The organism is Halosimplex rubrum (assembly GCF_013415885.1).
GTDB lineage: Archaea > Halobacteriota > Halobacteria > Halobacteriales > Haloarculaceae > Halosimplex > Halosimplex rubrum.
On the sequence record NZ_CP058910.1, the window covers coordinates 4,326,222 to 4,340,224 of the forward strand.

The 14,003-nt window shown below is 69.6% G+C and carries 14 protein-coding genes; 5 read left to right on the top strand and 9 right to left on the bottom strand.

The features are described from left to right. Positions 1-45 precede the first annotated feature (45 nt). From rdfA to HZS55_RS21710, 3 genes are all read right to left on the bottom strand, one after another. Entirely contained in the window at positions 46-666 is a 621-nt protein-coding gene (gene rdfA, locus HZS55_RS21700; protein WP_179909610.1) for a rod-determining factor RdfA, read from the bottom strand. A gap of 477 nt (positions 667-1,143) precedes the next feature. Beyond that, entirely contained in the window at positions 1,144-3,594 is a 2,451-nt protein-coding gene (locus HZS55_RS21705; RefSeq protein ID WP_179909611.1) for a heavy metal translocating P-type ATPase, read from the bottom strand. Positions 3,595-3,693: 99 nt separating this feature from the next. After that, the gene (locus HZS55_RS21710) at positions 3,694-3,942 is read right to left on the bottom strand and encodes a hypothetical protein (protein WP_179909612.1); all 249 of its coding nucleotides are present in this window, start codon (positions 3,940-3,942) and stop codon (positions 3,694-3,696) included. A 138-nt stretch (positions 3,943-4,080) separates the two neighbouring features. On the opposite strand from HZS55_RS21710, the gene HZS55_RS21715 reads away from it, so the two are divergent. The 4 genes from HZS55_RS21715 to HZS55_RS21730 all read left to right on the top strand — a co-directional run bounded on the left by HZS55_RS21715 (position 4,081) and on the right by HZS55_RS21730 (position 9,290). Beyond that, positions 4,081-5,319 (top strand): ornithine cyclodeaminase, encoded by a 1,239-nt coding sequence (locus HZS55_RS21715; protein WP_179909613.1) that lies wholly within the window; start codon positions 4,081-4,083, stop codon positions 5,317-5,319. 267 nt (positions 5,320-5,586) lie between these two features. Then, positions 5,587-6,735 (top strand): BGTF surface domain-containing protein, encoded by a 1,149-nt coding sequence (locus HZS55_RS21720; RefSeq protein ID WP_179909614.1) that lies wholly within the window; start codon positions 5,587-5,589, stop codon positions 6,733-6,735. Positions 6,736-7,054: 319 nt separating this feature from the next. Further along, positions 7,055-7,885, top strand: a complete 831-nt coding sequence (gene panB, locus HZS55_RS21725; protein WP_179909615.1) for a 3-methyl-2-oxobutanoate hydroxymethyltransferase — start codon at positions 7,055-7,057, stop codon at positions 7,883-7,885. Positions 7,886-8,012: 127 nt separating this feature from the next. Continuing rightward, positions 8,013-9,290 carry an ABC transporter substrate-binding protein gene (locus HZS55_RS21730; RefSeq protein WP_179909616.1) on the top strand — a complete coding sequence of 426 codons (1,278 nt, stop codon included), beginning with the start codon at positions 8,013-8,015 and terminating at the stop codon, positions 9,288-9,290. Positions 9,291-9,335: 45 nt separating this feature from the next. Here the strand turns inward: HZS55_RS21730 and HZS55_RS21735 are convergent, their stop codons facing one another. The 4 genes from HZS55_RS21735 to HZS55_RS21750 form a co-directional block, all read right to left on the bottom strand. Continuing rightward, entirely contained in the window at positions 9,336-10,448 is a 1,113-nt protein-coding gene (locus tag HZS55_RS21735) for a S66 family peptidase (RefSeq protein WP_179909617.1), read from the bottom strand. Positions 10,449-10,514: 66 nt separating this feature from the next. Next, the gene (locus HZS55_RS21740; RefSeq protein ID WP_179909618.1) at positions 10,515-10,811 is read right to left on the bottom strand and encodes a hypothetical protein; all 297 of its coding nucleotides are present in this window, start codon (positions 10,809-10,811) and stop codon (positions 10,515-10,517) included. Between the two features lie 13 nt (positions 10,812-10,824). Then, the gene (locus HZS55_RS21745; protein ID WP_179909619.1) at positions 10,825-11,178 is read right to left on the bottom strand and encodes a 2Fe-2S iron-sulfur cluster-binding protein; all 354 of its coding nucleotides are present in this window, start codon (positions 11,176-11,178) and stop codon (positions 10,825-10,827) included. Positions 11,179-11,215: 37 nt separating this feature from the next. Continuing rightward, complete coding sequence (locus tag HZS55_RS21750; protein WP_179909620.1) at positions 11,216-11,626, bottom strand: hypothetical protein; 411 nt, start codon at positions 11,624-11,626, stop codon at positions 11,216-11,218. Positions 11,627-11,755: 129 nt separating this feature from the next. On the opposite strand from HZS55_RS21750, the gene nth reads away from it, so the two are divergent. Beyond that, positions 11,756-12,442 carry an endonuclease III gene (gene nth / locus HZS55_RS21755; protein ID WP_179909621.1) on the top strand — a complete coding sequence of 229 codons (687 nt, stop codon included), beginning with the start codon at positions 11,756-11,758 and terminating at the stop codon, positions 12,440-12,442. Between the two features lie 72 nt (positions 12,443-12,514). On the opposite strand, the gene HZS55_RS21760 is transcribed toward nth, so the two are convergent. Further along, positions 12,515-13,384, bottom strand: coding sequence for a CheF family chemotaxis protein (locus tag HZS55_RS21760; RefSeq protein WP_179909622.1), 870 nt, complete (start codon positions 13,382-13,384; stop codon positions 12,515-12,517). A gap of 93 nt (positions 13,385-13,477) precedes the next feature. Then, a complete protein-coding gene (locus tag HZS55_RS21765; RefSeq protein WP_179909623.1) occupies positions 13,478-13,975 on the bottom strand; it encodes a hypothetical protein in 498 nt (165 codons plus the stop codon). Positions 13,976-14,003 lie beyond the last annotated feature (28 nt).

Here is a 14,003-nt window from a genome sequence, read left to right on the forward strand (position 1 = left end):
ATCCCAGTGCCGTCGCGGCGGAATTACACACATACGAGTGTAATGCTACTCGTCGACACGGCAGCGACAGCCGCCCCGTTCGATGAGGTCGATCGGGTCGTCCTGGCGGCCGCACTCCTGGCAGACTACCTGTACGTCGGCGATCACGTCGACGGGACCGACGTCCAGTCGCTCGGTCGACCGGAGGTTCTCGACGTTGCGCCGGGTGACCGCGTTCAGTCGACTGGTGAGTCGCTGGATGGTCTCGACGGATTTCTCGCGCTGGTCGCCGTCGTCGCCGCCCTCGTACTCCGCGTTCCGGTAGTCCCGCAGGTAGGTGTGGACGGCGTAGTGGCTCACGAAGTCGTTCTGGAGGTCGTCGACGTCGATCCCCTCCCGTTCGAGCCGGTTGCGGGCCTGGGTGCGAGCCCCCTCGGTCACGTCGTCGCCGGTGAGCAGGTCGTAGATGTTCTCCAGTTCCCCCTGTAGCGTCACGACGCCCGCCTCGTCCATGGCGCTCTCCAGCACGCGCCGGTTGAAGAAGTCCGCGAGGTCGCGCAGGCTCTGCCGTTCCCGCCCCTCCCCCGTCCACCGTCGCTCCAGTTCCCGGCCCAAATCCCCCAGCTCGTACTCGCGGACGACCCGCTCTACCTTGTTGTCCGGGCGCTCGTCCTGTCGATTCGTCATGCACACCCGCTACCACGGACTCGCTGATAGGTCTTCCGTTCGTCGCCCTCCCCACCGACCGCGGCCCGGTCGGCCGGAACCGGACCGCTCCGACGGCCCGAATCTCGACCCGACCACTCACCCAGAAATGTCCGATCCCAATAATACAATTATTTTTATGTTTTTGAGTGGTCCTATTCTCGCCCTCGTTTGGTATTTTTGGGGGTTATAGTCACTACAGCGCGCTAAATTGCGGAAACATGCGGGCCTATCGGATCGTCGCGACTCGCGCGGAGTTGTTCGTATATCGGCGCTTATAGCCGCTCCGTAGGATATATTCGTGCCCTTCCGTATCGAACGCCGATAGTGCGAGATATGATCGTATTCTGTCTATTAGTATTTCGTAAAATATATCTCATGTTTCGAGCGAGCGGTCGCGGTGTCTCCGGTTCAGACGATCGCGGTGTCCCCGGTTCAGGAGGTCACGGTGTCACCGGTTCAGGCGGTCGCGGGGTCGGGGCGGAGCCGGGCGAGTCGCATGGCGTTGCCGGTGACGGCGGTGGTCATGCCCACGTCGCCGGCCAGGACGACGAACCAGAGGGGGACGGCGACGAACGGGAGCGGGATGGCGACGGCCAGCGCGGCCTTCACGAGGAGGCTCCCCCAGACGTTCTGGCGGATGATCCCGTTGCCGGTGCGGGCGAGCCGGTGGAGGTACGGGAGCTTCGAGAGGTCGTCGCCCATCAGCGCCACGTCGGCGGTTTCCAGCGCGGTGTCGGTCCCCGCGGCGCCCATCGCGACCCCGACGGAGGCGGTCGCCAGCGCGGGCGCGTCGTTGATGCCGTCGCCGACCATCGCGACGGTGTCGTACTCCTCGCGGAGCGCCTCGACCCGGTCGACCTTCTCGTCGGGGAGCAGGTCGGCGTGGAACTCGTCGACGCCGACCCGCTCGGCGACCGCGCCGGCGGTCCGCTCGTTGTCGCCGGTGAGCATCACGAGGTGGTCGACGCCCTGCTCGCGCAGGCGCTCGACGGTCCGGCGGGCCTCCGGACGCACCTCGTCGGCGATGGCGACCACGCCCTCGATCTCCGCCTCGGTGCCGACGAGCACGACCGTCTTCCCCTCCGACTGGAGTCGGGGGACCGTCTCGACGAGGTCGACGCAGTCGTCGCGGTCCGCGCAGGGCGACTTCGCCGCCTCGACCGCGACACCCCCGTCGGTCACCGCCTCGCCGCCGGTCAGGTGGACGTGGCCCAGATCGAACCCCAGGTCCGCGAACAGCCCGGGCTTGCCGGCGTAGTGCGTGCGGCCGTCGAGGTCCGCGCGGACGCCCTTGCCGGTGATACTCTCGAAGTCGGTCACCTCGCGGTCCGCGACACCGCGCTCGTCGGCGTGGGCGACGATGGCGTCGCCGATGGGGTGTTCGCTCCGACGCTCGATAGCGCGGGCGCAGGCGAGTACGTTCGCCTCGTCGTTACCGTTGAGCCCGACCACGTCGGTCACCGACAGCTCGCCCGTGGTGAGCGTCCCCGTCTTGTCGAAGGCGACGGCGTCCACCTCGCCCATCGCTTCGAGGTGGTTGCCGCCCTTGATCAGCACGCCGTTTTTCGCCGCGCTCGTGACGCCCGAGACCACGGTGACGGGCGTCGAGATGACGAACGCGCACGGGCAGGCGATGACGAGCAGGGAGATACCGCGGACGAACCACGTCGCCCAGCCGCCGCCGAGGACGACCGGCGCGACGAACGTCGCCAGCAGGGCGGCGGCGACCACCGCGGGCGTGTAGTAGTCGGCGAAGCGCTCGACGAACTGCTCGCGGTCGGTCTTGTTCGCCTGGGCGTCCTCGACGAGTTCGACGATGCGGTCGATGGTCGTGTCGCCCGCCGCGGCGGTCGTCTCCACCGCGAGGAAGCCCTGTTCGTTGATCGTCCCGGCGAACACCTCGTCGCCGACCGCCTTGTCGACGGGGACGCTCTCGCCCGTGATCGGCGCCTGGTTGACCGCGCTCGACCCCTCCGTCACCGTCCCGTCCATCGGGATCTTCTCGCCCGGCTCCACGAGGACGGTCTCGCCGACGGCCACGTCCTCGACGGGCACCTCGACGCGCTCGGTCTCGCCGTCGGGGCCGGTCGCCCGGCGGACCGTGGCGACATCGGGCGAGAGCGTCAGCAGCTCTTCGAGGGAGTTGCGTGCGCGGTCGACGGAATACCGTTCCAGCAGCTCGGCGACGTTGAAGAGGACGGCCAGCGACGCCGCCTCGACGTAGAAGTGCAGGTCGGGGACCGCCAGCGAGATCCCGGTCGCGCTCAGGATGGCGACCGACATCAGGAAGTCGATGTCGAGACTCAGGTTCCTCGCGGAGTAGTAGCCGTTGCGGACGATCACCTCGCCGCCCGCCAGCACCGCCAGCAGGTACAGCGCGTCCGCGACGGCCAGCTCCCGGCCCGCGACCGCGACGAGCGACCCGTTCAGCCCCGCGAGGCCGAACTGGACGAGCAGGCCGAGCCCGAGGAACAGACCGCTGAGCGCGGTCCTCTTCGCGCGGGCGCTCCGGAAGACGCTCCCGGCCCCGACCGCGGCGTCGTCCGCATCGCCGCTCGCGCTCGCGCTACCGTCGTCGGCGACCGGGTAGCCGGCGCTCTCGACCGCCGCGACGAGGTCGGCTCGGGTCGTCCGCTCGGCGTCGTAGGTGACCGTCGCCGTCCCCGCCGTCGGCCGCAGGTCCGTCGCGACGACGCCCTCGCGGTCCGAGAGCGCCGCGTCGACCTTGCTCGCACAGGACGAGCAGTCCATCTCCGGGACCGAGAAGCGCACCTCCGCCCCCTCGTCGGCGTCGCCGCTCGCCGCCCCGGCGGCGGTGTCGCAGCCGTCGGACCCGCAGCACGCCTCCCCCGCGTCGGCAGCGTCGTGGTCGCCCCCGTCGGGGCGGTCCGGGTCGTCGTTCGTCATTACTCGAAGCTAGCCCGCCGGGACGTATTAACCCCGCTGCTACGATACGGGGGTAGATTAATTCATGTTGCTAAAATTATCGCGCTCGGTTAACAACCGCTATCGGTCCGGGTCGGTCTGTTCGTCGTCGGGGCCCCAGAGGTCGGTGTCGTCGGGGTCGCGGGCGCCCAGGTCCATCGGTCGGATCCAGACGAACCATGCGGCGAGGACGACGCTGCCGTAGCCGACGGGCCAGACGAGGCTACCGAGCCCCTCGTAGCCCGCCGACTCGACGAGGCCGGCGATCTGGCCGGTCAGCGCGACCCCGACGAGCAGTGCGAGCGCGAGCGTGATGTCTCCGCGGTCCATTACCCGTCGATAGGACCGCTCGGCAGGTAAGCGGATCGGTCCGGTCGGGCATCGGTCGCCCGGTTCGATGCGGCAGCCGTCGAGTTCGCGGCGACGCCCATCCAAAACGACTTACTCGCCCCCGCCGTGGCTCCGGGCATGACCGCCGCGCGCGAAGTCGAGTTGGAGGGCCACATCATCGACTCGGGGATGATGCAGGCCTCGTTCGGTATCATCATGGACATGGGCGGCTCCTTCGAGGTCGAGGAGTTCGCCATCGGCCGCGAGAAGACCGAGGAGTCCTACGCGCGTCTGCTCGTCGAGGCCGACGACGAAGAGACCCTGCAGTCCATCGTCCACGAACTCCACCAGAACGGCGCCAACCCCTCCGACCCGAAAGACGCCACGCTCCAGCGCGCCCCGAAGGACAAGGTCGTCCCCTACGGCTTCTACTCCACCACGAACCACCCCACCGAGGTCCGCATCGACGGCGAGTGGATCGAAGTCGAGGACATCGAGATGGACTGCGCGGTGATAGTGGAGGACCGCGAGGGCGAGGACGGCGGCCCGCGCGCCTACACGGAGGTCCTCAGCGGCGTCGAGGAGGGCGACGCCGTCGTCACCGGCGAGACGGGCATCCGCGTCAGTCCGCCCGAGCGCCCCCGGGATCGGGAGGGCGCCTTCGGGTTCATGCAGGGCGGCGTCTCCTCGGAACGACCCTCCGAGTCGACCATCCGCCAGGTCGGCGACGCCATCGAGGAGACCAAGCGCGAGGGCGGCGACGTGCTCGCGGTCTGTGGCCCCGCGCTCATCCACTCGGGCGCCCGCGAGGACCTCGCTCGCCTCGTCCGCGAGGGATTCGTCGACATGCTCTCGATCGGCAACGGCTTCGCCGTCCACGACCTCGAACGCGACCTCTACGGCACCTCCCTCGGCATGGACACCGAGAGTCTCGACCACCCGCGGAAGGGCCACAAACACCACATCTACACCATCTCCGAGGTCATCCGCGAGGGCGGCATCGAGGAGGCCGTCGAGAGCGGGACCGTCGAATCGGGCGTCATGTACGAGTGCGTCGAGAACGACGTGCCGTTCGTCATCGCCGGCTCGATCCGCGACGACGGCCCGCTGCCCGACACCATCACCGACTCGATGGAGGCCCAGAACGCCATCCGCGAGCAGGCCCACGAGGCCGATCTGGTCCTGATGCTCTCGACGCTGTTGCACTCCGTCGCCGTCGGGAACTGCCTGCCCTCGACCACCCGGACCGTCTGCGTCGACATCAACCCCGCAACCGTCACCCAGTTGCTCGACCGCGGCAGCGACCAGGCCGTCGGGATGGTCACCGACATCGGCACGTTCGTGCCGATCCTCGCCGACCACCTGCTCGACGAGTAGCGAAGGCGAGCGGAGCGAGCCCTCGGAAAACCGAGCGGCGACTGAAAGGAGCCGCGAGTGGCGCTCGCACCGAGTGAGCCTGATGCAGCCGTGAGCGTCTGACGCCGCTCAAAGCCCGATTTAAGCATCCGCCGGTGATACTTCCCAGTCGACAGTAGCAGGAGGTGGGATGCACGCAGACCGCCCACCCCGCGACCGAATCGAGACGGACGGCCTCCCGAGGTCCGTCCGTAGACACCCCTCTCGCCGGACAACCGGGGTGAACCGATGAATCGCACCTACGGCACGGTCGGCGCCGTCGCCGTCGTCCTCGTGGCCGCCGTCGCCGCGGTGTCGGCCGGCGGCGTCCCGCTCGGCGGCGACGGCCCCGCGGACGCGACCGGCGCGCCCGGCGCGACGGAGACGCCCGCTGGCGACGGGACGACCGTCGACCGCGAGGGCGCCCACCTCTCGCTCGACGGAGCGCCGAATCAGACCGTCGCCGGTGAGACCGACCTCGCCCCCGGGACGGAACTCGCGGTGCGGATCGTCTCCGACGACGCCGCGAACCCCTTCCTCGTCTCGCGGACGACGACCGTCGGCGAGGACGGCGCGTTCGCGGCGACGGTCGACCTCTCGGGCGTCTCCGAGGACGCCGCCGCGCGAGCGACGGTCGTCCGCGACGGCGCCGAGTTGGCGAACGTGAGCGCCCGCGTCAGCGCCGTCGACGGCGTCACACCCGACGACGACGCCGGGCCCGAATCCGAGCGCGGCACCGCCTTCGACTACGAGGGCGACCGACTCACGCTCGCCGCGCTCGAAAACGAGACGGTGCGCGGCGAGACGGACCTCCCGTCCGGGACCGAGGTGACCGTCCGGCTCGCGTCCTCGTCCGGCGCGTCGCCGTTCCTCGTCCAGCGGTCGGTGACGGTCGGCGACGACGGCACCTTCTCCGCCGCGGTCGATCTCGTCGGCGTCGACAACGGGACGACCTTCGACGCCAGCGTCCGACACGAAGACGAGACGGTCGCCGCCACCGAGGGCGTCGTCGTCGGCGGGAACAACGACGTGTCGCCGACGGACGCGAGCGAGGGCAACTGGACGAAGGTGCCGGTCAACGATACGAGCCCGGTCGCCGACGAGGACCACAACACGACCCTCGACTACGACGGCGACGCGCTGACCGTCGAGTCCGCGCCCGGGCAGACGATCGCCGGCGAGACGAACCTGTCGGCAGGGACCGAGGTGGAGCTTCGGATCAAGTCCACCACCGACACGAGCCCGTTCATCAAGTTCACCACGGCGACCGTCACCGACGACGGGCGGTTCAGTACCGCGGTGAACACGAGCGCGGTCGCCCCCGGCGCGACCTTCGAGGTCACCGTCCGCCACGACGGCGACACGATCGCACTCGCCGACGGCGAGGTGGTCGCGTAACGCCGGCCGACCCGCTCGAACGACTGTCAGGCTTCCACGCTTCCGTTCCGTTCCGTTCCGTTCTCTCCCTCTGGGTGGCGCCGCTCCGTCACTCACGTTCCGCTTCGACGTACCCGCACTCGGCCGCGACACCGCGGCCACCGCCCGGGCTCCCGGCGGGTCGCCAGCCGCTCGTCGAACCCGTCGGTCCCGACCGGGGCCATCCGAACGGTGTCGTTCACCGCGACAGCGACCCCCTCGACTACCGGGAGAGTATCGTTCCGGGCGGTTCGCTCGCACCACGTATAAATCGCTGGCCGTCGAAGGGAGACCAATCGCGATGTCTCGCACGACGATTCCGGACCTCTACGAGAAGCACGAGGGCGGCGAGCCGCTGACGATGCTGACGGCGTACGACGCGCCGATCGCCGCCCAGGTGGACGCGGCGGGCGTCGACATGATCCTCGTCGGCGACAGCGCCGGCGACAACCACCTGGGGTACGACGACACGCTCCCCGTCACCCTCGAGGAAGCCCTGTCGAACGCCGCCGCGGTCGTCCGCGGTACCGAGGACGCCTTCGTCGTCGCCGACCTGCCCTTCCTCACCTACGGCACGTCGATGGCCGAGTCCGTCGAGAACGCCGGCCGCTTCCTCAAGGAGGCGGGCGCCGACGCCGTCAAGCTGGAGACCGCGCCCTACGGCGAGACGACGGTCGAGATCGTCGACCGGCTGACCGAACTCGGCATCCCCGTCCAGGGCCACGTGGGGCTCACACCCCAGCGGAGAAAGGAGATCGGCGGCGCCTACGTCCAGGGGCGTGACACCGACACCTCCTCTCCGGGCGAGGCGCTGGTGGAAACCGCACGGCGGCTGGAGGACGCGGGGGCGTTCTCGATCGTCCTCGAGACGGTCAGCGAGGGGGTCGCCCGGGAGGTGACCGAGGCCGTGGACGTGCCGACGATCGGCATCGGGTCGGGCCGCTACGTCGACGGGCAGGTACTCGTCGTCTCGGACGTGCTCGGCCTGGGCGGCGAGGGGTACAGCCTCGCCAAGCAGTACGCGGACCTCGATTCGGAGATCCGCCGGGCCGTCGAACAGTACGTCGAGGAGGTCGAAACCGGGGAGTTCCCGACGCGGGACAACGCCTTCGACCCCGTCGACGAGGAGTGACCGCCGACGGCTCCATCGCCGACCCATCCCCGAATCGAGTTGCACTGCCGCGGCCGACCGGACCCGCCCCGGGCACCGCTGTCGCCGTTCCGAAACTACTATACCCTGAATTAGGCTTACCTAAAACATGGACGAAGACAACGACTCTCGACTGACGCGTCGGAAGTGTCTCGCCGGCGGGAGCGCGCTCCTCGGGAGCGCGCTGCTCGCTGGGTGTGCCGGGAACGGCGACGGGACGCCCGGCGAGGGAACCGCGACCGACGGGGCCGCCGGCGGGGAGACTGCCGCCGGCGAGCCGACGGCGACAGCGACCGAGGCGCCAGCGACCACCGAGCCGTCGATGGCGACCGCGACCGCCGACGGCGGGTACAGCGCGACGCTCTCCCCGGCGGGCGAGGTGACGCTCGACTCCGAACCGGAGAACGTCTTCACGATGTACAACCAGTTCGCGGACATGCTCGTCGCGCTCGGGTACGGCGACACCGTCAACTCGATGTTCGTCCCGGACATGGCCGGGCCGACGATGAACCACTACTACGAGCGCCTCGACGGCGTCTCCTTCGACTGGGAGGGGCTCGCGAACCCCTTCAACGACTTCTCGAAGGAGTTCTTCTACAGCCTCGACAGCGACATCCACCTCCTGGACCCGGCCTGGGCGACCACCCAGGACAACTGGAGCCGGGACGACGTCGCGGAGATCACCGACTCCGTCGGTCCCTTCTTCGGGAACTTCTACAGCGGGACCCACGCCGCGCCCCCCGACTCCTACGGCGAGGACTACCAGTACTACACGCTCTGGGATCTGTTCGGGCGCGTCGCCGACCTCTTCCGGGAACGCGAGCGCTACGAGCGACTCGACGCCGTCCACGGCGACCTGGTCGAGACGATCGAGGCCGACCTCCCGCCGGAGGACGAACGCCCGACCGCCGTGCGCGTCACGCTCGGCGACGGGCAGTTCTGGACGTACCACCTGAACAGACCCGGTTTCTGGCTCGCCGACACCCGGCCGCTCGCCGCCGTCGACGCCTTCGGGAGCGAGCAGTGGGACGGCCTGTGGGGGTCGGTCGGCTACGAGACGATGATCGAGGCCGACCCCGACGTGATCCTCCACCTCTGGGGGATGACGCCGCGCTACGACATGGCGAACGTCCGCGAGCAACTCCGCTCGGACGACGTCGGCGCGGAGCTCTCTGCGGTGCAGAACGACCGCGTCTACGCCCAGGGGATGCGCTACCAGGGCCCGCTGATGAACCTCTTCCAGATCGAGATGACCGCGAAACAGCTCTACCCCGACATCTTCGGCGAGTGGCCCGACTACGAGAACGGCAGTCACTACCCCGAGATCCCCGCCGAGGAACAGCTGTTCGACCGCGAGCGCGTCGCCGACATCGTCACCGGGAACTGACGCCGCCCGCCCCGCTCGCGGGGGCCGGACTGTCCGCCCCGTCGCTCAGGGGAACCGGACCGACCGCTCGTCGGTATCGATCGCGACCGTCCCCCCCATCGGTACCGGCGCCGTCGGGTTCGTGTGGCCGAACTCGAGGTCGAAGACGAGCGGAGTGTCGGGATTGTACCCGCGGACCCACTCGCCGACCGCCGCCCGCTGGGCCTCGCGGTACGCCGTCCGCTCCTCGTCGCTCCGTCGGTCTTCCCGGCTGCGCGTCTGCGGGCGACCGACGAGGACGGCGTCGAACCGCGCCAGCAGGCCGCGCTCGCCGAGGACGGTGAGTTTCCGCCGCACGTCCTCGGCGGTGGGGAGTTCCTCGGAGGTCTCCAGCGCGAGGACCGCACCCTCCAGAGCGTCCGGCTCGGGAACCGCCCGGTCGGCGGCCAGCAGCCACGGCAGGACGGTGAGACAGCCGCCCCAGAGCCTGCCCGTTATCACCTCGCCCTCGCGGCCGTCGGGCACGTCCCAGCGCCACCCGTCGCCGTCCTCGTATTCGGGCTCGACCGCCCGGAAGTCGTCGCGACCCCACTCGATCGGATCGTCGGTCCACGTCGCGGCGGGGTCCAGTTCGCCCAGCGACGCCTCGAACAGCGCCCGTCGGAGGTACCGCTCGGTGTACTCGGGGAGGGAACCGGCGGTCGCGACCTGGTTGAGCAACTGCCCGCCGTACCACGAGACGACCCCCTGCGTCCAGAGGTAGCTGGCGAGGCAGGTGTTGTCGCTCATCCCGAAGAACCGCGTGGGATTCGCCCGGAGAACCTCGGCGTCGAGGTGTCGCAGCACGCGGACCTGGTCGTCGCCGCCGATGGTGGCGAAGACGGCCGAGATCTCTGGGTCGCGGAACGCCTCGTGTACGTCCGCGGCGCGCAGTTCCGGGCGTTCGCGAAGCTCGTCGGGGTCGGCTTCGGCGGTCTCGAAGACCACGGGTTCGAGGTCGAACCGCTCGCGCAAGCGTTCGATCGCCAGTTCGAGCACGTCCGGGAACACCGTCGCCGCGCCGCCGGAGGGCGCGATCACGGCCACCCGGTCGCCCGGCTCCGCGGGCGGCGGCGTGACGAACCCGTCGGGCGCGCCGGTCTCGCCGGCGCCGCTCTCTCGGCCGCTGCGGTCGCTCATGACCGTCCGATCCGGTGCCGAGCGAAAAGCGTTTGCGCCGCCGTGGGGGGGGGGAGTTGGCACGGGCTACCGGCCGCGGCCGCGCCGGTCGGCGAACCAGGGGCGGTGCCACCACTGCCAGAGCCGCTTGGTGAGTCGCGTCACCGGGAACGGACCGTGGCCGAGCATCGTCGTCGCGAAGCCGACCGCGAGCGTGCCGACGAAGACGACGGCACCCGCCCCGGTCGACAGAACCCAGGGGTTCGCGGCGTCGACCCACGGGTCCACCGCGAAGAAGAGGACGGTGAGCGCGGCGACGACGGAGGGGACGAGGGCGTCGACGACGCTGAGGAAGGCGACGCCCACGACGCGGAGGGCCTTCATGGGACGATCCCGCTCAGTCGTCGGCGGAGGCCGGGTCCGGATCCGGGTCCGGGTCCGCGCCCGCGGCCCGGGCCACGTCGTCTTCGATGCTGGGCGGGTACTTGCCGCGGTCGAGGACGAGATCCGACTGCGGGCGGGCCATGCAGGTCAGCGCGTAGTTCTCGGCCTCCGCCTCGGTGAACCCGCGGGCGGCCGGTTGGGTGACCTCGCCGTCTTCGATCTTCGCCGAACAGGCGAGACACATCCCGACGCGACAGGAGTACTCCTGGGCGATGCCCTCCTCGATGCACCGGCTGAGGATGGTCTCCGTGTCCGAGACCGTGATCGCCTCGCCGGTCCCAGCGAACTCGACGGTGTACTCGGTCATGGCCCCCGATTCGACGCTCTCCGCCTAAACTCTTCCTCTAGAAGTACTCGTCGACGATGTCGCCGAGCGACTGGCTCTCGCGGTCGAAGGTGAAGACGAGGCCGGACCACTCGCGGACGGGGAAGTGGGCGACGACGACGGAGTCGTACCAGCGGACGGTGGCGTCGAGCGTCCCGAAGTCGAACAGCGCGCCCTCCTGAGCGGGGTCGCCCAGTCCCTTCATGACGAGCGTCTCGACGCGCTCTTCGAGTTCGGCGTCGGTGAACTGCGCCGCGATATCCTCCCGGAGGTAGACGACCTCGTGGTCGTCGCCCCCGTAGCGGGCCGCCGCTCGGAGCGCGCCCTCGTCGCTCTCCCGTATCCCGTCGACGATCTCCCTGCCCTCGTCGCTGGCGTCGGCCAGGTCGGACTCGATGTCGTCGAGTTCCTCGTCGGGGGAGTCTGTCATGTCCGCTCGATGGGCGGCGACGGACATAAAGCCACCCCGCCGGGACTCGACGGCGACGGCTCCGCGCGACTCCCTCCCCGGGCCGAGACCGAACCACTCAAGCGCGATTCGACCGATCGATCGGCCACAATGGGCACGCCGCTTCCTTCGCGCGCGGAGCAGGCCGAGGAGGTCGTCGAACGGCTCTGGGAGGAGTACCCCGACGCCACGATCTCCCTGAACTTCTCGAACCGCCTCGAGCTGCTCGTCGCCGTCGTGCTGTCGGCCCAGTGTACCGACGAGCGCGTCAACCAGGAGACGGAGGACCTCTTCGAGAAGTACCGGTCCGCCGAGGACTACGCTGAGGCCGACGTGGACGAGCTCTCCGAGGACATCGGGTCGATCACCTACCACAACAGCAAGGCCGACTACCTCAAGACCTCCGGGCGGATCATCGCCGACGAACACGACGGCGAGGTGCCGGACACGATGGAGGAGTTGACCGACCTGAAGGGCGTCGGCCGGAAGACCGCGAACGTCATCCTCCAGCACGGCTACGACCTGGTCGAGGGTATCGTCGTCGACACGCACGTCCAGCGGCTCTCGCGGCGGCTCGGGATCACCGAGGAGGAGCGCCCCGAGGCCATCGAAGAGGACCTGCTCCCGGTCGTTCCCGACGAGGAGTGGAAGTGGTACACCCACCTGCTGATCAGCCACGGGCGAGCGGTGTGTACGGCGCGCAACCCCGACTGCGGCGAGTGCGTCCTGGCGGACATCTGCCCGTCGGCGAAGGGCGATTCGGACGTGGACCTCGCGAGCGGCGATCCCTGGGAGTGAGCGGCGGACGCGACCGGACGCGACAGGATCGGACGGGACACGACCGGACGGGACGCGACTGGACGCGACGGTTCAGGCGTTCACGTCTTCGAGGTGGTTCGAGACGACGACGCGGCCCTTGGGCGTGAGCGTCGGGCCGTCCTCGCCGTCGACGACGAGTTCGTCCTCCCGGAGGTCGTTGAGGACCATCGTCAGCTGACTGCCCTCCATGTCGAGGACGTTCGCCAGCGAGACGCCCGGGCCCGTCGAGTAGACGGCCACGAGTAGTTCGACCTGTTCCTCCGAGAGGGTCACGTCCTCCAGGTCGGCCATGAGGTCGCTGTACTCCAGGCGGAGGTAGCGGCCGAGGATCGACATCTTGCGCGGGGACTCCAGGGCGGCCAGCGAGAGGCTCGACTGGCCGCTCGCCAGGTGCCGGACCGCCAGAACCGACCGCTCGCTGCCGTTGATGTCGCGGGACGACCGCTCGAAGTCGGTGACCGTCGACAGGTCCACGTCGACCGTGTCGTCGGCGCGGCGGAAGCGGACGGTACCCGGCTTGAGGAACAGTTTCGCGGGCGTGAACTCCTCGTCGGTGACGCGCCCGCCGACGCGGGCGGGGTGTTTGAGAGTCGCGTCGGTACCGTTGAGGACGGCCTTGAACAGGACCGTCGTGAACTTCTCGATCTTGTCGTCGTCGGCCTCGACGGCGGCGACCATGCGGTCCCCGCCCTTCTCGAAGGCGACCGTCACCGTCGAGTTGAAAAAGTCGCCCAGGTCGTCGGGGACCTGACCGACGGCGATGTCGAAGATGGCGGACAGGGGGATGGTCACTTTCCCCTCGTCGGCCGCGAGGACGAGCCGCTTCTCGCTGAGGAGGATCCGCCCTTTCACCGGCTCGGCTCGGGACGAGGCCTCCGAGTTGAAAGTGGCGACGAAGTCCGCGATGACTGATTCCGACATGGGCGGCGTTAGCAGTCCCTTCCGCCCCCCGAATATTGAGCGTTTCGTGCCAGTATCACTGGCGAGAACGGTCGAATCCGGTCACACACCCCCTCACGAGGCGCCCGTGTGCCACGAGCGGCCGAATCGGGCCGCCAGCAGCGATATCCCGACTACCCCGGCCGCGACGCAGCCGCCGTAGACGAGCCCGAACGCGCCCAGCAGGAACGGGTTACCCGGCAGCGGGAAGAACGGGGTCACGTCGGCGTACAGCGTCGCGTCGAGGAGGACGTGCGACCACGCTCCGACGAGCGCCCCCGCGGCGACGGCGGCCGGCGTGGCCGTCGCCCCCGGGCGTACGCGGTCGACCAGTCCGTCGAGGCGGGCCGGTAGCGCCAGCACGACGCCGGCTACCAGGGTCGCGACGACGGTCGCGCCGAGGACCGTCGTGAGGAAGCCGTGAACCGGCCCGCCGAGCGGACCGAAGACGACGAGCGCCGCTCGCACGTCGATCACGACGCTGGCGATCAGCAGCGTCGGGAGGTCCAGCCGGCGCGGTGCGAGCGCGCCGAGGAACAGCGCCGGGCCGAGGTGGAAGGGGGTGAGTGGCATGGGTGGTCTGCGGCGTCGAAGCGGAGCG